A 20,726-nucleotide genomic window follows, 5' to 3' on the forward strand; every position below is an offset into this window, starting at 1 on the left:
AGTGAATGCTAAAAATGGCTTATTAACGAAGCATTAAGCCGCTTCAACATTCACTCATTATGCTTATTGAATGTTATATGAATTCAGTAACTTCTGGTATTCTTCGGTGTTACGACGACGTAACGACTCGTTTTTAGCTAATTCCTGAACCTGCATCACGCCATCCAGAATCTGTTCAGGGCGCGGAGGACAACCAGGTACGTATACATCGACAGGTATGATGCGATCAATACCCTGTAGTACGCTGTATGTATCGAAAATACCCCCACTTGAAGCACAGGCGCCAATAGCAATGACCCAACGGGGTTCGGCCATCTGCAAATACACTTGTTTTACAACCGGACCCATTTTTTTAGCGATTGTCCCTGCTACAAGTAGCATATCAGCCTGTCGTGGTGAAAAGCTAGGACGTTCAGAGCCAAATCGAGCCAGATCATACGTCGATGCCATTGTCGACATAAACTCAATACCACAGCAGGATGTGGCGAATGGCAATGGCCAGAGCGAATTAGCTCGAGCCAGCCCAATTATTTTATCAAAAGAAGTGGCCGAAAAACCTGGACCGTCGTAACTCGCTGGTGCCTCAGCCAACTTAATATCAGATGCCATAAAACGTTGTGTTTGCTTAATTTAACAACGAATAAATCTACTCTATAATTCATTAAAGAGGCTTATTCCCACTTCAATACACCCTTGCGGATGATGTAGTAAAAGCCAGCCAGCAGTAGACCCATAAACAAAACCATCTCAATAAATCCTGTCATCCCTAATCCCTTAAAATTGACGGCCCAAGGGTATAAGAAGATCACTTCCACGTCAAAAAGAACGAACAGGATAGCAATCAGAAAATACTTGATAGAAATCGGTGTACGGGCATCGCCCTGAACTGGAATTCCGCATTCGAACGGATCATCTTTTTTCTGACTATGTCGCTTTGGTCCAATGGCATGGGTGACAAGCATTGTGGTCACAATAAACCCGAGTGCCAGACCGAGCTGAATTAACACCGGCAGGTAATCGGCCGGTACGTAGGTTGCGTTCATAGATTAGGTTGAGAATATCGGCGCAAAGGTAGCGATAAAACCAATAGACGCGCGATAGTTAGTTGTCATTGCTATACATCAAATATACGCTCAAAAATCAATTATTGAAACCAACTGTCCTAAAACAACAGAAGCCTTTCGGTAAGGAAAGGCTTCTGCTAGGAATATGAACAACGTACTAACGATTGACAATAACACGTCGGGAAATATCGAAACCAGCCGACCGTACGCGAATCAGATACACGCCTTGCGATAAACCTGTCAGATCAAGTACTTTACGTTCGCTAAACGAAACGCCCTGTCTGGAAAGGAGTAGCTGTCCGCTTAAGGAGAATACATCCACATCCGCGTTTTGCAGGTCTTCGAGCGTTTCAATCGTTACCTGGCCATTCGTAGATGGGTTTGGATAGATACTTAAGCCCCCATTTGACTGATCGAACGTAAAGAGTTTAGGTGCGCTGAAGTCTGAATAACAGGTTAAACTGGAGTTGTTATTTATGGTGAACGTAGTTTTGGTACGTGCAGAATAATTTGCCGAAACAACTACTTTAATAACTGCGCTGTTTTGCGAAATTGTTTCTCCGCCCCTGCGCCAGTCGAATAGATCAGGCTGGCCACCTGTTGGAGCTGGCAATACAGCCTGTAATGAATAAGCTCCAATCTGTTCAACACTTGGCGTAGGCACTTTTGGTCGTATCGTTAAACTTATCGTCGACGACTGAGCGGATTTACAGCCATAAACGTTTTGTGCCCGTAACGAGTAAGTACCGGCCTTTCTGGCAGTCAACGTCCGGCCGATGCTGGTACTTGAATCACTTGACCAGGTACCTATGCTGTTTGCTGAGGTATTGGCAATCAGCGCCAGGCTTGAATCCGCACAGATTTGTTGCTGTTGAGCCGCTACGCTGTTTGGATTACTGGCCAGAGAAATTGTCGGCGTTATGGGCTGAATAGGGCTCTGCACATCAATTATTGGCGACAGATAGGTGTTGCCCGTTCTATCTTTCAGCGTAGCGCGGTAAACACCCGGTTGTGTGACGGTGATATTCTGTGTAGTCTGGCCAGAATTCCAAGTATATGATTTATAAAGACTCGGCAGGCTTACTGTAAGGCTATTATTCGTAGTAGCGCAGGCAACACTAAGCGTTGGCGATGGCAAGGGCGGCAACGGGCGCGAACTGGCAAAAAATACGGCGTTAAGGCTTTGATACCATGCCTGCCCTAAATCGTTTAGCCCTTTATCACCGGGATTATTGGTTGGTCTGTTACCAAAGTGCACATCGTCAAACCGCGGAATCTGGATATTATCCGTAAAAGGACCTGCAAATACATTGTTGTTATATGTATTAATTACGTCATTTTGAGCTTGAATTACATCCTGGCTAACCTCACCCAGGTTATAAGAGGATCTGGCTAAAACCCAGGCAGGATAACGATCTGTATCAGCACGGGTTTTGTTGACAATGTACTGCATGGCATCGCCATAGGCTTTCCGAGTGGAGTGCAACGGAACGTTATCCGTTTCACCCTGTTGCCAAAGAACAGCACGCAGCCCCTGGAGTGAGCAATAATAACGTAGTGCGATTACTAAATTGGCATAAGGCATGCCCTGAGGGAAGTTCTCATTTGGTGTACCTATCGCAAAGATGTTCTTGGTGATTTGACCGTTTGAGCTTTCTGCCCAGTTGTTAATTGTGGTACCCGCCCAGGACGTATTAATGAACAGCACGGGAACATTATATTGTTTGACAAGCAGATCACCCAACACGCCCCAACACCAGGCACCTTGGCCGCGTGGCCCAATTAATGAGTTGGCACTTAATTGCTGAAATGTAGGCGCAGGTGGATCATTTAGTGAATTGGCCGTTGTATTGTCATAAGTAACACAGTTGACCCGGTCTTCCGCAGCGCCTAAAGCGCCATAGTTCAGAAAGCCCTGTGCGTTGGATTGCCCCGTGATAATGAATACTTCTCCGATACCAACCTTACGAATAACGTCGCTTCCTATTACTTTACCACCTGCAAAACTCTGCACTTCCAGACGGTACCAGCCTCCCCGTGCTTTTAAGGCACCTTGAAAAATTCCGCCCTGTGGGTTTCGCTGAATTGTAATCCAGTTCGTATTGAATCCCTGCCCGTCTTCTTCAGCCTGAACACGAGCCTGAACACTGTCGGTGGGCTGATAGACACTTCCCGATAAATATATTGTACTGGTATTATCGTTTTCCCGCTGAAAAATCGCCCGACTTTCTGGATAAGTAATTTTAACTGCCTGAGTACTCTGAGCCGACACCGGCAAGTTGCCAACGGCCAGGCCGAGCACAAACAGACGTAATAAAAGATAATTGTTCTTCATTTTTTAATGATCAATAATCCGCTTCTGGCCTCTTACGCGACTATGAGGAACTCATCCAAAAAGCCCAGACAACCCTTAATCACCTTTGCCGCATTAATTTCGCGTTAAGTGACTTTCCCGGTAAAGTGCAATATTAAGGCTATTTTCTTAGATTAAACGGTATACACGAAATTAATATTACAATCCAAGCAGAATTCGCTTCGAAACGTCAAAATCTGCCGATTGTACACGTAGCAAATAAGAGCCGGAAGGTAATCCGCTTAGCACAAGCTGCTTCCGTTCATCAAACGATGGAACAGTTGTCGTAAAAACCTGCTGACCAGTTAGCGTGAAAAGCGTTATCGTTGCATTAACCAGATTATCCTGAGTCTCGAGGATTACAATTTTATTAGGATTTGGATTTGGATAAACACTTAGCCCGCGATTACTCAGATCAATTGTAAACGAAAGCGGAGCAGATGGATGAGAAAAGCAAGTTAGTATTGGCGAATAAATGGTAGATGATCGGGCTGTATAGGTGCCAGACTGATTAGCTTTTATAATAGCCGTCTGAAACGCCAGCGAATCTGTTCCCCGATACCAGCGAAACTGAGTGCCATTAGACGAACTGATTGCTTCAAGGGTATACGTACCAATAATATTGATGGTAGGCGGATCAGGTAGCGGCCTTAGTTCAACAGCTATACTTCCAGCCTGAGCGGATATACACCCGTTCACATCACGAACTTTTGCCGTATACGTACCGGCTGAACCAGTCGTGATACGTTGAGTAGAGTCGCCTGTACTCCAGAAAACAGTATAGGGCCCTTCTACTCGTAGCGCAACCTGGCTTTCATCACAAATAATACGGTCAGGATTTGCCAGAATTGTCGGCGTAGCGGGCAATGGATTGACTTTTACGGCGATAATGGTTGAGTAGGGTGAAAGACAACCAATCTGGTCGCGCGCCTGTGCGGCATAGTTGCCGGAAGAAGTGACAACGATATTCTTTTCGCTTTGGCCGCTCGACCACACTACATCGAGTAAGCTACTCGCCGTCAAGGTTACCTGATTGCCTTCGCAAAACGTGGTAGCTCCACTCGCTGAGACCGCTGGCGAAGGAGGTAACGGATTCACTTTAATAGCGACTATATCTGATTGTACTGATGTACAACCAAATTGATTGGTCGTACGAACGGCAAAATTACCAGACTCATTAATTGTAATGCTCTGACCAGTTTGCCCACTTGTCCATTGATACGATACATTTTGCGGTGCCGTCAGGGTTACGTTACGGTCCGCACAAAACGTGGTTGGGCCGTTAGCTGTAATAACAGGCTTTACTGGTACCGGATTTGCCGTTACGTTGATAATATTGGAGCGAGCTGACGTACAGCCAAACTGGTCAGTCACCGTCAGATAGTAAGCGCCTGAATTACCGATACTAACGCTTTTATTTTGCTGCCCATCACTCCAGTTATAGCGGACATTGTCGGTCTCCGTGCGGAGAATTGTATTGTCGCCCTGACAGAATGTAGTCGGTTTGTCATTTAAAATTGAAGGAGTACCGGGTAGTGGTTTAACCGATACATTCAGAACATTTGACGTAAAATCACAACCACTCACATCCCGATAACGAACGTAGTATGACCCTTCTAAATTTGTGGAAAATGTCTGCGAATTTGAGACCGTCGTGTTATTCTGCTGGTTTATCCACGTTACGTCAGAGTAGTTTGTGGTTAGGTTTAAGCTGTTGCCTGCGCAAACGTAGGGCAGACCATTATCCGCAACGGCGGCAACTAAACTCGGCACGTTCACCTGCGACGTAAAAAACGTATTTCCTAAGTTGTCTTTAACTTTAGCCCGATATGTCCCTCCTCCCTTAGTAATTGTATTTCCTGATTCTCCAGACTCCCACTGCACACTTGAATACGCACCATTTACCGTGATTCTTAAATTATTACTTCCGGCACAGGCTACTGAAATGGTTGGTGAAGGGGATGGGCTTACAGGATTTGAATTAGAAAAAAACGAATCGTTCAGGCTGGTATTCCACGCATTTGCCACCTCAACAAGGCCATCATAATCGAAGTGCAGTCCATCAACATCAAAAAGCGGGGGTCGTTTACGGGGTATCTGGATACCATCTGTATTTGGACCAGCAAATACATTTCCGGTCGAGTTTATTACAACATCCTGTGCGCCTGTAACTGCCGGATCTGACCCGCCTAAAAAATCGCCGTAACTAGCCCGCGCCACCACCCAGGACATATTACGATTATAATCCTTACGCGCCTGATTGATTACATATTGCAGATCACTTACGTACTGACCAGTAGGCGTGTTCAGCAAATTGTCGGCTTCTCCCTGATGCCAGAGTACTGCCCGAACACCCAATACGTTGGCATAGAATTGTAGCGCTATTTTAAGGTTAATGTACGGTTGGCGGGGTGGATAAGGCTGCCCGTTGTAAACGCTGTACGCGATACCTCCTTCAGGGGCACTCTGACGCCAGTTTTGAACCGGCGTACCACTGAATGCCGCATTAAAAAACATAACCGGTACGTTCAGTCGGTTAACCAGAAGATCGCCTAATTGCCCCCAGCACCAACTCCCGACACCCCGTGGTGAAATAATAAACCCGGGAGAATTGTCAAGCTTGGTAAATACAGGCGTTGGTGGATCGTTCGGAAAACCATCACCCGGGTATTGATAGTTCACACAATTCACCCGGTCGTTACCTGGGTTAGGGGAGCTTTGATGGATACCCTGCCCGTTTGACTGTCCGGCAATTATAAATACTTCACCGATACCAACCCGTTCAATTGTTGTTGTGTTGCCAACCTGTTGGCTGCCATTCATACCCCGTACTTCAAGATTATACCAACCGCCATTACCACTTATATCGCCAGCATATACACCACCAGTAGCGTTATCCTGAATTGTACGCCAATCCGTTGATACGCCTTGCCCGTCGCGGGCCTGTAAGCGGGCCTCTATTCGGGTAAGAGCATTTGTGTAATAACCGGTAATTCGAATGGTTGCCTGGTTTGATTTATCTCGTTGAAAGACAGCTCGGCTTGTAGGAAATGAAACTTGGATCTGGGCGAGTGTAACTAGAGGAAGTAATAAAAAGCCTATTATTTTAGAAGCCCTGGCATAAGCGTTCATAATGGTTAAAAAAGAGACCGGTAAATAGTTTGATCATTATCGTTCTAAAACAGTAGGTTAGGCTGGCAGTGAAGCATTCAGACTCTGCCAGATAATATCTTTTAATTCGGTTAAACCTTTCTGGCTAACCGACGAAATAAAGGCTACAGGTATTTTCTTAGGTAAATACGTTTTAATTTGAGCCAGCGTGTCATCATCCACCAGATCAATCTTAGTAATCGCTAGCAAGCGGCTCTTATCCATTAGCTCTGGATTGAACTCGCGTAGCTCATTCAATAACGTATTATATTCCTTCCGTATATCTTCAGAATTTGCCGGAATCAGAAATAAAAGTACCGAGTTGCGTTCAATATGCCGTAGAAACCGCAAACCCAATCCCTTTCCCTCCGACGCTCCTTCAATTATACCTGGTATGTCGGCTATAACAAATGATTTATAATCTCTATATGATACGACCCCTAAATTGGGGACAAGGGTTGTAAAGGGGTAGTCAGCAATTTCAGGGCGCGCGGCCGACAGGACAGATAGTAAGGTCGATTTGCCCGCGTTAGGGAAGCCCACCAACCCTACATCAGCCAGAAGTTTCAACTCCAGTACAATCCATTCCTCTAAGCCTGGTTCACCTGGCTGAGCGTAATAAGGGGCTTGCTGAGTTGATGTTTTAAAATGATCATTGCCTAAACCACCCCGGCCACCTGGCAGCAGAATGATTTCCTGACCATCTTCAATGATTTCGGCTAATTTTTCGCCTGAGTCCGGTTGTCGGGCAATTGTACCGAGCGGTACTTCCAGGATTACATCTTCGCCTTGTGCACCACTACGTCGGCCACCTTCGCCTGCAACTCCATTCTCGGCCTTAACGTGCTTCCGGTATTTTAAATGCAATAGTGTCCAGAGCTGCGCATTTCCGCGCAGAATTATGTGCCCTCCCCGGCCACCATCGCCACCATCGGGTCCACCTTTTGGTGTATGTTTCTCCCTTCGGAAGTGAACAGAACCAGCTCCACCTGCGCCTGAGCGGCAATTTATTTTTACGTAGTCAATAAAATTTGATGAAGCCATAAGGTTAATTTCCAACTACACTACCGATCCGTCAATTTTATGGCAGATTGTTTCAAATATATCGTCAATGGTACCAATACCGTCGATTGCAACAAACTTACCCTGCTGACTATAGTAATCGGCAACAGGGGTTGTTTTATCATTGTACTCTTTCACACGACGACGTATTAACTCTTCATTCTGGTCATCGGGCCGTCCGGAAGTTTGTCCTCGTAGCAGTAGCCGTCGGGTTAGTTCTTCACTATCTACAACAAGCGCTACCATAATATTTATGCCTGTCTCATGCTGGTTCAGCAACACATCGAGTGCGGCAGCCTGTGGCACTGTTCGCGGAAATCCGTCAAAGATGAAACCGGCAGCATTCTGGTTATCCCGTAATTTACTCTCAATCATACCAATCACAACTTCATCAGGTACCAATAGCCCCTGATCCATCAGTTGCTTAGCACGTAAACCCAATTCTGTACCAGCTGCAATTTGTGATCGTAATAAATCACCGGTTGATAGATGAACTAAATTGTACTTACGGATTAATTTTTCGCTTTGGGTACCTTTTCCGGCTCCTGGTGGGCCAAACAGTACAAGGTTAAGCATACAGTTCCTTGAAATAATCTCGTTTAATCAAAAGTTTGCGCCCGCAAAGTTAAGAGAGCCTAGCAAATTAATGCGCTTGATTGTCACGTGTTTTATTTATCGTATAGAAACAAAAAAGCGCAGGTAATATACCTACGCCTTTTATAAAAATTGTTTAATCGGTTTCCTACGTCACTTACTAGCGACTTTCTTTTTTGCAGGAGCCTTAGGTCCAGGTTTTGGAGCTGCCGGAGCCGGAGCCGCTTTTGGCCCTTCCAGCGCTTTTTTCACACTTTCGTCGTTGGGATCAAGCTCCAGGACCTTGTCAAAGTATTCTTTTGCCTTGGTATCGTCTTTCTTCATCAGACTAAACCCAGCCAGTGCTTTATACGACGTAATCAGATATCTCTTGTAATCTGTTTTATCCGATGAATCTGGAGCCGCTGCCTGCTCAATAAACTTCAGATAGAGCGGTGTAGCAAGACTAGCCGCCTTTTCTTTATCATTTGGATAAGCGTAGTAATTTGCACCTGCCCGATAATAATACGCTAATGGATACTTCTTACCATCAGCCTCAATTTTCTGAGCCATTTGCGCAAACGCTGAATCTGCCCGTAGATAATACTGCTCTTTCAATTGACGGATTTGAGCAGTATCCATTGGAGCGGCTGTGCTATCCCGACCGATACGCGGAGCATACTGATAGTTAGAAAGACCTAACCACAAATAATCGTTGTTTTGCGGTTTTTTATCGTTTGCAATGGTCTTTGCATAGTAGTCAGCTGCTTTGTCGTATTTCTTCGTTTTGTAGAATTTCTCCCCAATTTCACGGTACAGATTCTCAGTCGTGTCCATTGGGGCTGCTTTTTCCAGATTAACGACGCTCATAGAATCACCTTCCGGTGTTCCTAACTGCCCATAGGCACGACCCAGATATTTATAATCATCGGCCATAACTTTTTGAGGAGCAGTAGAAATAAAGCGATTGAGTGATTCAACAGACTCGTTGTTTTTACCAAGCGCACTGTATGCCCAACCATACATCCGGTCAATAATTGGGTTATTAATTTTCCCTTTTAATTGATCTAGGTAGGAAATTGCTCCCTGGTAATCCTGAGCCAGGAATTTATAACGCGCTACGTCTAGGAGTAATTCTGGATCTTTAGTGCCACTTTTCTGGATGTACATCTCATAGTTCTGAGCGGCACTTTTATAAGCTCGTGAGTTTGCCAGAGCATCTGCATAAGCCCGATACGTAGGCGCAAATTCGGCATCCGTCTGAATGGCTTGTTTAAAGTAATCCTGCGCTTTTGTATAGTTTTTACCACGCAGGTACAGCCGACCGATTTTATAGTTAGCTTCTGCCAGTTTAGGATCAACTGTCAATGCATTCTCATACTTCGTGATCGCGTTACCACCATCATTTTTCAGAAAATAGGCATCACCCATCAACATTTCGATCTCTGCATTTTCATTCTTTTTGTCTTTCTCATCAGCAATTTGCAACAAACGCAGTGCTTCAGCAGGATCGTTGGCCTGGTCCGACAGAGTGTACATTTCACCTGCCCGGATTAATACGTCCTGATTTTTACTTTTTGTTTGATTAACCGCGTTATCAATCAACGACTTTGCGGTAGCGCGGTCTTTTTTCGCCAAGGCAACACCGGCTAATCCAACATTATTCAACTGGTTTTTACCATCAGCGGCAGCGCCTTTATCAAAAGCAGCTTTTGCCTTGTCCAACTGCCCGCTTCGTAGATAGAGATAACCAAGATAAAACTGATTCTCAGCATTCGGGGAACTCGAAACTAACTGGGTTAATGTCTGTTCTGCCTTCGGATACCGCTCAGCCTCTATATCTTTTAAAGCTGTTGGAAGATCCTGCGCCATTAGAGGAGCGGCTAAAGTCGTTCCGACAAACAGGAAGGTGAACAGCGATTTTTTTTGGTTGTTCATCATGTAATTTAAAGTTGGAAATTAATAAAGGTTAGTGCTAATAAAACATTTAACAAAACTAAAAGATTGCGATTAGACCGAAAAACTTATTCATTTTGTCAAATTTATCACTCGATCGTATGGTATTCTAGGCCAAAGGCCCAATTTACGAATGATCAGAGAACCCGCATCTCTAGCTATATAATTAATTAATCCTCCCCCTAAACCGGGATGCGTTTCTCGACTCAAAATATAAACAGGACGACGTAACGGATATCGTTGCATCCCTAAATCCTCCTGGAAAGGCTGAAAATAATCATCCCGTTTTGTTGGATTGGCCTTTGGTGAAACTCCCATCACGCGCAGATCGCGAGCCAATTCAACTGACAACGGTTCGTCGCTATCACTTATCCAATTAACCCCAATAAATCCCAGAGCCGATGGATTTTTACGAACAAATTCGATAACCTCTTGATTCGAGTGCGTCGTAAAAATACGTAAGCTCTTGACATCCTTTACGTTAAACTTGTTTAACACAAACTCTAAATTGCTCGAATTGTTATTATCAAACACCAAAGTTATGGGGCTTGTTTGATTTCCTCCTTTTAGTTTGGACCATTGCTTTATCTGTCCATGGAAGATTCCATTTAGTTCATCCATGGTAACCAGACTATCCGTATTGGCTTTGTTAACTATGAGCGCTACACCGTCTGTAGCGATTTTCTCAGCGGCTCCCTTTATTTTTCTCTGGTTCAATACAGCCTGTTCGTTTGGCTTAAGTGTACGTGTGACAAACACTAAGCGAGCGCTGTCATGAAGCATCATATTGATTGCTTCCTGCTCCGGTTTGAAAACAACTTTAAAGTGTGTATTTGGGTAAATACCCGAATAAGCAGAGGTTAACTGAGTTACGAGTGGGTGAAAGGACTCATCGGCTGCGATTACAATATTCCCTTGAGACGGATTATCTAGCGGAGCTTTGTCTCCATTACAACCTAAGATACAGGTGAGAAATCCTGCAATTAGTATTAAGCGATTAATCATTTTCCTGGAAACGTTGGTAGGCACGATACGCCCGAAAAACTCCGTAAATCAGCAACAATATTCCCATTCCATATCGGAGTGGTCCAGGCTCAGGGAACATCCCAAAAGACTGAGAGGAGGCAATCAGTGCGATGCCTCCTCCCAAATATGCCAGCGAAGCTAATACTGAAATATACAGTGTCAACTGCGCTGGACCTCGATTTTGTCTGCGCATAGAAGAAGCTACTCCAGCGTAAAGTTGATCGGTAGGTTATATTTCACACGAACCGGACGACCTGACTGTTTACCTGGGCGCCATTTTGGCATACTTTTCACTACGCGTTGTGCTTCTTCATCAGTACCGAAGCCAAGTCCTTTAAGAACCTGAACATCCTGAATACTACCATCCGTGTTAACGACGAAGCTTACAAATACGCGGCCTGATACGTTGGCCCGTTGTGCTGCTGCCGGATACCGAAGGTTCTTACCCAAGTACTGACCAAGGGCAGCCATACCACCCGGAAACTCTGGCTGCTGCTCAACGACTGTGAAGATCTCTTCTTCTTTCGGAGCGGCTTCCACAGCTACTTCTACTTTAGTAGGAGCAGCTGTCGCTTCAGGGGCTGCAATAACTTCTTCAGCATTGGGATCACCTTCCTGTGTTTTTTCAGCGGCAACAGCCTCTTTCAACTCTTCAACGGCAGGCGGTGGCGTTTCTTCAGGTACTTCCTCATCCGGTTTTACTTCCGGTGGCAGGAATTTCACCGTGTTCACCTTCGGCAATTCTACCGGTGGCGGTGGCGGTGGCGGTGGCTCGTTCGGGTCAATCGGAGGAGGAGGAAGTTTCATCAAATCCACCTCAACCATCGCCTGTTCTTCTTTCTCCGGAGTCAAAGCAGTAATAATGGTCGGTGCAAGTACACCTAATGTAAACAATACACCACCAATTATTAGGGCACGAGTTACAGTCTTTGGATACGTTTTCCGCAGATCGTAAGCACCATATGCTTTATTCCGGTTGGCAAACACAATGTCATCAAGTGTCGCCTTGGAGTCTATTTCTGCCATGGTGTTATGCGTCTAATTTTACTTTGTCTTTAAGAAGCTTTTTTTCGTCTGGTGTTAACTGGTCCACCAGAGCGTAGCGTTTGAGCTTCGTAATCGCCATTTCATCCAGCACATCAACCATGTTTTTATAGGTTGATTGTTTGGTTGGCTTAATAACAACTACGAACTTTTCGCCACCCACTTTCTTGGCATTATCCATCAGTGCCTGACGGAATTCATAGCCATAACCAACGGTTTTTACCTCAGGGTCTTCGTTAGCGGCTTTACCAAAAATGTAATGGGCTTTGTTGTCTTTCCCAAGAAAAACAGTCATTACGTTGGAAGCCTTAATAGGCTCCGTTTCTTCCTGTTTTGTTTTATCCGGTACGTTGAGCGTCATCGAAGATGGTTTGCTCAGTGTGGTGGCCAGGATGAAGAAAGTGATCAGAAGAAATCCCAGGTCAACCATCGGCGTCATATCCACACGGGTTGACGCTTTCTTTGACCGGACCTTACCACCATCATGCTTACCACCACCACCACCGGTATTAATTTCTGCCATGTTTTCTTAACAGATTTACGGGGTGAAAATCAAATCGATTTACAATCGCTATATACAAGTTTAATCAGCTTTCCAACCAGCAGGGGGGCTTCCGTTCCCGTAATCAGGTTGAATTTGTTGATATTCTGCGCCTGTAGCGTAGCTAACACATTCTTGAATTCGGGAAATTTAGCAAGGTTATCGCCTTTCAACGCAATTCTCAGGTTGTTATTAGCCTTCCGGGAGTTATACACCCATTCTTTCAGTTCATTGTTCGGGCCCGCACCGGTCGAATCGGTAGGTATTCCGGGCTGTTTTACCTTAGCCTGCTGTTCTTTTGGCAGATTCAGGTAAGACTTTAACTGATTAATAGGCAAACCAAAATTTGACATCAATGAAAATTCCTTTTTTTCATTGTTGGTAAATGTGATTCCCTTTGCTGCAGCAATGTTATCAAGCATGGCTATACGCATTTGCGCATTGTCGATACCAAAATATACTTTGCCATCTCTACCAAGACCAATGGTCATGATGTCACTATCGGGGACCTTGATTCCTGAAATGGATGATGGCGTTTCAATAGCTGCGGCATCTTGAGACCGGAACTGGGCCGTCAGGATAAAGAACGTCAGCAACAAAAATGCCACATCGCACATCGCTGTCATGTCCACCGTGGAACTAGCACGTTTTACTTTAACTGCTGGCATGAGTTAGTTTGTTTCGTCCTGCCCGACTAGTCGGGCAGGTGGATTAAATTACATCAACTTTACTATTTCGGCCTAGTAGTGAGCCGCAAAGTTTTGCTGAATGCTCAAACCGATTTCATCAATGTTGTAGGTCAACACGTCAATACGGCTTGTGAAGTAGCTATACATAATCGTAGCGATAGCAGCTGTACCGATTCCAAGAGCTGTATTTACTAGGGCTTCTGAAATACCCGTTGACAGCGCACCTGTATCTGGCTGACCCGTAGCACCCATAGCTGCGAAAGCGCGAATCATACCTAACACCGTACCAAGCAGGGCGATAAGGGTCGAAACCGAAGCCAGCGTAGCAATGATCGTCAGGTTCTTTTCCAGCATCGGCAGTTCCAGCGTTGTTGCTTCTTCTACCTCTTTCTGAAGGGCTACCAGTTTCTGCTCTTTATCTAGCTGCGTATCGGTTGCCAGTTGCTGATACTTTAATAAAGCTGTTTTCACAACGTTACCAATTGAGCCTTTCTGGCGATCACATTCCTGAATGGCAGCTGCCACTTCGTTACGGTCAAGCTGACCTTTAATCTTCCGAACAAAATCATCAATTGAACCTGAGCCATTAGCACGACCAATTGTGATAAAACGTTCGATAGAAAATACCAATACGGTTAAGAAACAGGTAAACAGAATTGGTACAATAAATCCTCCCTTATACACGGTACCGAAGTAATCGCCTGGAAGAGGTTCTTTAGTATTGTCGCCTTCCTGGAAGTGACTGCCATCACCGAAGACGAACATGTAAGTCAGGATACCGATCAGCAACAGGACCGGAATTACGAATGCGGGGTTCAAGCCGCCTGACTTCTTCTTCGGTGCCGGTGCTTTAGCAGGTGCTGGAGAGGGAGTTTGTGTTTTCATTGTAACTGGACTGTAGGGTTAATAATTAAAAGTTGGTTTGCCCGGTAAAAAAAGTGAAAAATTTAGACTCTTTCGATTTGTCCATCTAAAAATTTGATGGAAATGCTTTCAAACCTCCACAAAAATATGGTTTTCTGATTAAAACCATACAATTCAATTTGTCAAATCTTTCATTTTTATTGTAATTCATCAATAAATAGTTGGACATATCCGATTTAACCAATTTATTAATTTTTAAATGCTGGCTTCTGGATAGAATAGGTCCATTCGTAAGTCAGCTAATATTGGCGTGTTCGAAACATCCCAATAGTTTATCTATTTATTTAAGTTCGGGTTAAACCCTTGTATTTCAATTATTACACAATATTCTCTCTACGCATGTCGAAAGCTAATCGTTTCAGGGAGGAATAAAAAGGGTGTTTTGCATAAAATAATTGTTAAGTCTTGTAAGGGAATACGATACAGAATCAGATTATTTATGATTAGATGCATATAGACAGAAGATTCCACAAGAACTTCTAAAATTTTTACGAGTACCGTTATTGCGCAAGGATTGAGCTTACCTTTCTCCTTCGTCCAGAATTGATTAGGAATAAAAAAGGGGTTACCCCTGTGAGTAACCCCTCTGCTAAAAAGAAAGAGACGCAGCAGTTGCTACGTCTCTTTAAAATGTCGGGAAGGCGGGATTCGAACCCACGACCTCTTGCACCCCATGCAAGCACGCTACCGGACTGCGCTACATCCCGAATGGGACTGCAAAGGTAATGGATAATGAACAATGAACAATGGGTAATGGAAGTGAATTTACTTTATTACCCATTGTTCATTATCCATTGTTAGTTCTTACTGCTTCCCTGCCTGGCGGGAGGTGGTGTTGATCGCTGTTGCTGCTGCATTGGGTTCAGCCCCTGTGGTGCGTAAGGATTCTGACGCTGCTTGAATAGCTGGAAGCGTGTAGGTTGTGCCGTCCTCGGAAACGAATTGTTCTCCGCATCAATATCCGCTATTTCCTGAAATGGGTCGAGCGTCCATTGTGTCACTTTCTTACGTGTCGCTATTACTTTCTTGATCGCAACATCATTGAAACGCCAGATTTCGGCCGGAAAACGTGCAACGGAATCCGTACCATCTTCAAACTGCATCCGGATGATAACCGGCATTGGCAAGCCGCCTTTATTCTTTAAAGACAGTGTATAGAAGTTCGTGCCACCGTAAGTTTCAAGTGTTTTACGCTCATCTTCACTCAAGGTTGCCAGATAATCCTGATACTTTTTCTTATCAGCATCTGAAACTGCGTACGGGTCGTAGCTATTATAAAAATCTTTCATGGTTGTATCTTTTGCAACAACCGTTTCCGCCTTGGTAGCGGCATCACGCTGCTTACTGATCGTGCCCGCCCTACGTTGTGCTTCTGCTTTAGCAGCCGCTTTACTTAGGGTTGGATCGCCGGAATCAACCTGATACCAATCTACTTCTACTAAATCCTGATCTACTGGTTCCACTCCATAAAACCATCCTTTCCAGAACCAGTCCAGATCGACTCCCGAGGCATCTTCCAGGGTACGGAAGAAATCAGCGGGCTCAGGACTTTTGAAGGCCCATCGGCGCGCGTATTCTTTGAAAGCGTAATCGAACAGTTCGCGGCCCATGACCGTTTCGCGCAATATGTTGAGCGCCGTTGCCGGTTTAGCATAGGCATTAGGACCAAGACTAATCACATTGTCGGACGATGTCATGATTGGCGACAGTACCGACTTGTCGGATTTCATGTAGTCAACAATATCCTGTGGTTCACCCCGGCGTGACGGAAAATTATAATCCCATTCTTTTTCCGCCAGATATTGGCAAAATGTATTCAGACCTTCGTCCATCCAGGTCCATTGGCGCTCATCTGAATTGACAATCATTGGGAAGAAGTTATGCCCCACTTCGTGAATAATAACGCCGATCATGCCTGCCTTCGTCTGGGCAGAATACGTACCATCGGGCTCAGGACGACCACCGTTAAATGAAATCATTGGGTATTCCATGCCCCCACCTGATGTAGCATGGCACGATATGGCTACTGGATACGGATATTTGATGGTCCGGTTACCGTACGATTTTAGCGTATGTTCAACAACGCGGGTTGAATATTGGCCCCAAAGTGGATTCCCTTCTTTAGAATAGAACGACATGCTCCAGATTTTGTGTCCATCGCCATAAACATCGGTTTGCATAGCATCCCAAATAAATTTGCGACTGCTTGCAAACGCAAAATCTCTGACATTCTGGGCGTTATATACCCACGTCTTCTTTCCACTGGCCGCGCCCGGTTTGGCTTTTTCAGCGGCCTCAGCTTCAGCCTGCGTGACAATCACAACCGGCGTTTTTGACGTAGCGGCCTGAGCCATACGTCTCTGCTGCGTAGCTGTCAGAACCTGTTTGTAGTTCTGACATTCACCTGTTGCCCCAACAACATGGTCGCTTGGCACCGTAATAGCCACTTTATAATTCCCGAAAATAAGCGTGAATTCTCCCTGACCTAGAAATTGCTTATTCTGCCAGCCATTCACGTCATTATAAGCGCACAAACGAGGGAACCAGTGGGCGATGAAGTAATTGTAATTGCCGTCTTTCGCAAAAAACTCCATACCACTACGTCCATAGTACTCGGTAATAAAGTAGTTCCAGTCAATATTAAACGAATAACTACCACCGGGTTTCAAAGCTGTGGGTAAGTCTATCCGCATCATGGTTTGATTGATCGTGTATTTGAGCGGAGCGCCTGATTTTGAGTCTTTAACTGTCGTGATTTTATACCCATATTGCTTCTTAGGGTCAAGATTGGTTCGAGCCGGAGAGTTCAAATTAGCAATGGCGTTCATACTCATGCCACTGGCTGGTGAATCGCCTGTACGTGATGTGCTGCCGATAGAACCTTTGGCAAATAAATTCTGATCGAGTTGGAGCCAGATGAAAGGTAATTCGTCAGTTGAGTTGTTGTGATACGTAACGGTTTCAGAACCAATAATTTTTTGATTCGCATCGTCGAGTTCAACCTTGATGTCGTAATCGGCCCGGTTCTGAAAATAGTCTTTACCAGGGGCGCCAGCTGCTGTACGGAACGTATTTGGCGTGGGTAGCATCGGCCCCATCTGCTCGAAACGCGTATTGGCATTCTGAGTGGCGGTCGGTGCCTGACCCAATAAGCCAGAGGCCCAAAAGGTTAAACCGACCAGTAGTATTGCCTTTCTCATAGTCTGTTGTAGTTAAAAAAATAGGTATTCTAATTTCGGCCCGTGCCTTGTCGGGCGGGTGCCTGCTGTTTCTGCTGCTGCATTGGATTGGGACCTGTTGCTCCTCCTCGCTGCTGCTGTTTGAACAGTTGGAAGCGGCTTGGCCGGGCAACGGGAGGAAACGAATTATCCTCTGGATTTGTATCGGCAATTTCATAGAAGGGATCGAGCGTCCATTGCTTTACCCGCTTGTTCGTTGCGATGATCTTCTGAATGGACTGGTCATTAAAACGCCAGATTTCGGCCGGGAAGCGCGCAATCGAATCCGTACCATCTTCGAATTCCATCCGCACAATCACGGGCATTGGAATGCCTCCTTTATTTTTTAAAGACAGGGTATAAAAATTTGTACCAGCTTCTGTCAGTAACTTCTCTTCAGCACTCAGCGAAGACACGTAGTCCTGGTATTTTTTCCGGTCTTCATCCGTGACGGCGTAGGGATCATAGCGATTATAGAAATCCCGCATGGTACTGTCCTGCGCTACAACCGTCTGATCTTTACTGAGGGCATCGCGCTGTCTGCTAATCGTATTTAATCGACGCTGCGCTGCGGTACGTGCCTCAGTTTTTGTCAGTTCTGGGTTTTGCGAATTTGCCTGGAACCAGTCTACTTTCACAAGGGCCTGATCGACGGGCTGTACGCCATAGAACCATCCTTTCCAGAACCAGTCCAGATCGACTCCCGAGGCATCTTCCAGGGTACGGAAGAAATCAGCGGGCTCAGGACTTTTGAAGGCCCATCGGCGCGCGTATTCTTTAAAAGCGTAATCGAACAGTTCGCGGCCCATGACCGTTTCGCGCAATATGTTGAGCGCCGTTGCCGGTTTGGAGTACGCATTAGGGCCGAATGTACCAGGCAGGATGTTGTCCGAGCTGCTCATAATTGGTACCTGCTTGCTTGAATCAAGCTGCATATACGGAACAATATATTGCGGATCGATGCCATGCGCAGGAAAATCAGCATCCCACTCCAGGCAGGCCAGTCCTTCCATAAAACTGTTCAAGCCTTCGTCCATCCACGACCATTGCCGTTCGTCGGAGTTGACAATCATCGGGAAAAAATTGTGTCCCACTTCATGGATTACGACCAGAATCAAAAAGTTTTTGGTGCTTTCAGAATACGTACCGTCGGGTTCAGGACGAGCCCCATTGAAGCTAATCATTGGATACTCCATACCACCTACCGGACCGTGCACAGAATAAGCAACGGGGTAAGGATAGGCGACGGTACGACGGGAGTACGAACGTAGTGTATGGGCTACCAACCGGGTCGAATATTGTCCCCAGAGTGGATTGGCTTCTTTCGGATAAAGCGACATGGCCCAAACGCGTTTACCTTCTACGTTTGGCTGTAAAGCATCCCAAATAAATTTACGGCTGCTGGCAAACGAAAAATCACGAACGTTATCCGCTTTGTAAACCCAGGTCTTTGTACCAGTTGGTTTGGCTTTTTCAGCAGCTTCAGCCTCGGCCTGCGTGACAATCACAATAGGGTTCTCGCCAGGTTTATCACCCCGGCCCTTCGCTTCGTTCCACCGCTTTTGCTGAATTGGGGTCAACACCTGCGCTGGGTTCTGCAATTCACCTGTCGCTCCAACAATATGATCGTTTGGTACGGTTAAAGCGACTTTATAATTCCCGAAGATCAGCGTAAACTCACCCTGCCCGAGAAACTGCTTATTCTGCCAGCCAGCTACGTCGTTATAAGCGCATAATCTTGGAAACCACTGCGCGATTTCATAAATGTAATTGCCGTCTTTTGGAAAAAACTCGTAACCCGACCGCGCTCCTACACTTTTTACGTCGACAATATTAAAATTCCAGTCAATGGAAAAGGTAACCGATTTGCCGGGCGCTACTGCCTGAGGCAGATCAATCCGCATCATCGTCTGGTTGATTGTATACTTAAGCGCTTTACCTGCCTGATCACGTACCGACGTTATTTTATGCCCATAATTTTTGTTGGCAATCGTCGCGTTCGGATCAACCTGCCGAAACGTAGCGCCCTGATGAGCATCTATGCTATTGGTCTGCGTGGCTTTCCCAATCGATTCAGGCCGGAATAGGTTCTGATCGAGTTGAAGCCAGATGAATGGCAAAGCGTCGGTTGAGTTATTATGATACGTAACGGTTTCCGAGCCGGTGATTCGCTGTTTCGCATCATCGAGTGTCGCTTTGATATCATAGTCAGCCCGGTTCTGGAAATAATCTTTACCGGGGGCTCCCGATGCCGTACGGAACGTATTGGGAGTAGGCAACATGGGACCTAATTGCTCAAATCGCGTATTGGCATGTTGCCTGGGAGACGTAGGGGCTTGAGAAAGTACCGATTCTACCGAAATGGTTAAACCCACTATTAGCAAAATTATCTTTTGCATGTAATTGATTATAGTTGTTGATGAGAGGGGTAAAATTACGAAAAAGCAACTGTATGTCTTTCATTAAAACAAGATTAAAGGCCTTGCGCGGCAAAAGCCTTTATTTGATTAACTCGCTCAAATACTCATTATTGATAATAAGCGACAAAGCCATCCCCGCCACAATGCCCGATACAACCAGCGTCCAGCGAAGTCGGCTGCTATGAACAATATCCAGAATAACGTAAGTCAGTAAAAGAACAAAACTGACAATCACCAATTGGCCAATTTCGAGACCAAGGTTGAAAGCCAGGAGTGGCTTCACGATTGATGCTTCGCGCCCCAGCAGGCTTCGCAGATAATTGGAAAACCCCATTCCGTGAATCAGACCAAACAGCAGCGCCAGGCTATATCGCCCCCGTTGATTAACTGCCTTCGTAAACCTCGCTTTCGGTTCCTGAAAGAAAAAATTAACAACCGCAGTAATCAGAATAGTGATTGGAATAAGAAGCTCAATGAGTTGGGTTTTGTAATGTATAAGCTGCAACGTTGCCAGAGCAAGCGTAATGGAATGGCCAATGGTAAACGCAGTGACCAGAATCAGCACCTGTCGCCACTGCCGAAGTGTATACACGGCACAAAGCGCAACAACAAAGAGAATATGGTCATAGCCACTGGGGTCAGTAATATGGTCAAAACCCAGACGCAGGTATATTATAAAATCATCCATACGTTGAAAAGAGATTCA

At 45.4% G+C, this 20,726-nt stretch carries 14 protein-coding genes, 1 tRNA gene and 1 pseudogene; all 16 read right to left on the bottom strand.

Annotated features, from left to right (window positions below):
• Positions 1 to 63 precede the first annotated feature (63 nt).
• Positions 64 to 609: an NADH-quinone oxidoreductase subunit B gene (locus LN737_RS03065; RefSeq protein WP_405516116.1), complete on the bottom strand. Its 546-nt coding sequence runs from the start codon at positions 607 to 609 to the stop codon at positions 64 to 66.
• A gap of 62 nt (positions 610 to 671) precedes the next feature.
• Positions 672 to 1,043 carry an NADH-quinone oxidoreductase subunit A gene (locus LN737_RS03070; protein WP_405516118.1) on the bottom strand — a complete coding sequence of 124 codons (372 nt, stop codon included), beginning with the start codon at positions 1,041 to 1,043 and terminating at the stop codon, positions 672 to 674.
• A gap of 178 nt (positions 1,044 to 1,221) precedes the next feature.
• Positions 1,222 to 3,399, bottom strand: coding sequence for a T9SS type A sorting domain-containing protein (locus LN737_RS03075; protein WP_405516119.1), 2,178 nt, complete (start codon positions 3,397 to 3,399; stop codon positions 1,222 to 1,224).
• Between the two features lie 177 nt (positions 3,400 to 3,576).
• A complete protein-coding gene (locus LN737_RS03080; RefSeq protein WP_405516121.1) occupies positions 3,577 to 6,549 on the bottom strand; it encodes a T9SS type A sorting domain-containing protein in 2,973 nt (990 codons plus the stop codon).
• A 57-nt stretch (positions 6,550 to 6,606) separates the two neighbouring features.
• Positions 6,607 to 7,611, bottom strand: coding sequence for a GTPase ObgE (gene obgE / locus LN737_RS03085; RefSeq protein ID WP_405516123.1), 1,005 nt, complete (start codon positions 7,609 to 7,611; stop codon positions 6,607 to 6,609).
• A gap of 15 nt (positions 7,612 to 7,626) precedes the next feature.
• The gene (locus LN737_RS03090; RefSeq protein WP_405516124.1) at positions 7,627 to 8,205 is read right to left on the bottom strand and encodes an adenylate kinase; all 579 of its coding nucleotides are present in this window, start codon (positions 8,203 to 8,205) and stop codon (positions 7,627 to 7,629) included.
• 171 nt (positions 8,206 to 8,376) lie between these two features.
• The gene (locus tag LN737_RS03095; RefSeq protein ID WP_405516126.1) at positions 8,377 to 10,143 is read right to left on the bottom strand and encodes a tetratricopeptide repeat protein; all 1,767 of its coding nucleotides are present in this window, start codon (positions 10,141 to 10,143) and stop codon (positions 8,377 to 8,379) included.
• A gap of 87 nt (positions 10,144 to 10,230) precedes the next feature.
• On the bottom strand, positions 10,231 to 11,163 hold the full coding sequence (locus LN737_RS03100; protein WP_405516128.1) for a PstS family phosphate ABC transporter substrate-binding protein: 933 nt from the start codon (positions 11,161 to 11,163) through the stop codon (positions 10,231 to 10,233).
• Positions 11,164 to 11,385: 222 nt separating this feature from the next.
• Positions 11,386 to 12,210 (bottom strand): energy transducer TonB, encoded by an 825-nt coding sequence (locus LN737_RS03105; protein ID WP_405516130.1) that lies wholly within the window; start codon positions 12,208 to 12,210, stop codon positions 11,386 to 11,388.
• Positions 12,211 to 12,214: 4 nt separating this feature from the next.
• Positions 12,215 to 12,751, bottom strand: coding sequence for a biopolymer transporter ExbD (locus LN737_RS03110; RefSeq protein ID WP_405516132.1), 537 nt, complete (start codon positions 12,749 to 12,751; stop codon positions 12,215 to 12,217).
• A gap of 60 nt (positions 12,752 to 12,811) precedes the next feature.
• A pseudogene (locus tag LN737_RS03115) lies at positions 12,812 to 13,437 on the bottom strand (ExbD/TolR family protein).
• Positions 13,438 to 13,509: 72 nt separating this feature from the next.
• On the bottom strand, positions 13,510 to 14,343 hold the full coding sequence (locus tag LN737_RS03120; protein ID WP_405516135.1) for a MotA/TolQ/ExbB proton channel family protein: 834 nt from the start codon (positions 14,341 to 14,343) through the stop codon (positions 13,510 to 13,512).
• Positions 14,344 to 15,015: 672 nt separating this feature from the next.
• Positions 15,016 to 15,089: transfer RNA gene (locus LN737_RS03125), tRNA-Pro, on the bottom strand.
• A gap of 90 nt (positions 15,090 to 15,179) precedes the next feature.
• Positions 15,180 to 17,582: a M1 family metallopeptidase gene (locus tag LN737_RS03130; RefSeq protein WP_405516137.1), complete on the bottom strand. Its 2,403-nt coding sequence runs from the start codon at positions 17,580 to 17,582 to the stop codon at positions 15,180 to 15,182.
• Positions 17,583 to 17,611: 29 nt separating this feature from the next.
• Positions 17,612 to 19,999: a M1 family metallopeptidase gene (locus LN737_RS03135; protein ID WP_405516139.1), complete on the bottom strand. Its 2,388-nt coding sequence runs from the start codon at positions 19,997 to 19,999 to the stop codon at positions 17,612 to 17,614.
• A gap of 100 nt (positions 20,000 to 20,099) precedes the next feature.
• A complete protein-coding gene (locus LN737_RS03140) occupies positions 20,100 to 20,708 on the bottom strand; it encodes a HupE/UreJ family protein (RefSeq protein ID WP_405516142.1) in 609 nt (202 codons plus the stop codon).
• Positions 20,709 to 20,726: the final 18 nt, after the last annotated feature.

Source organism: Spirosoma sp. KNUC1025 (assembly GCF_045160025.1).
Classification (GTDB): Bacteria; Bacteroidota; Bacteroidia; order Cytophagales; family Spirosomataceae; genus Spirosoma.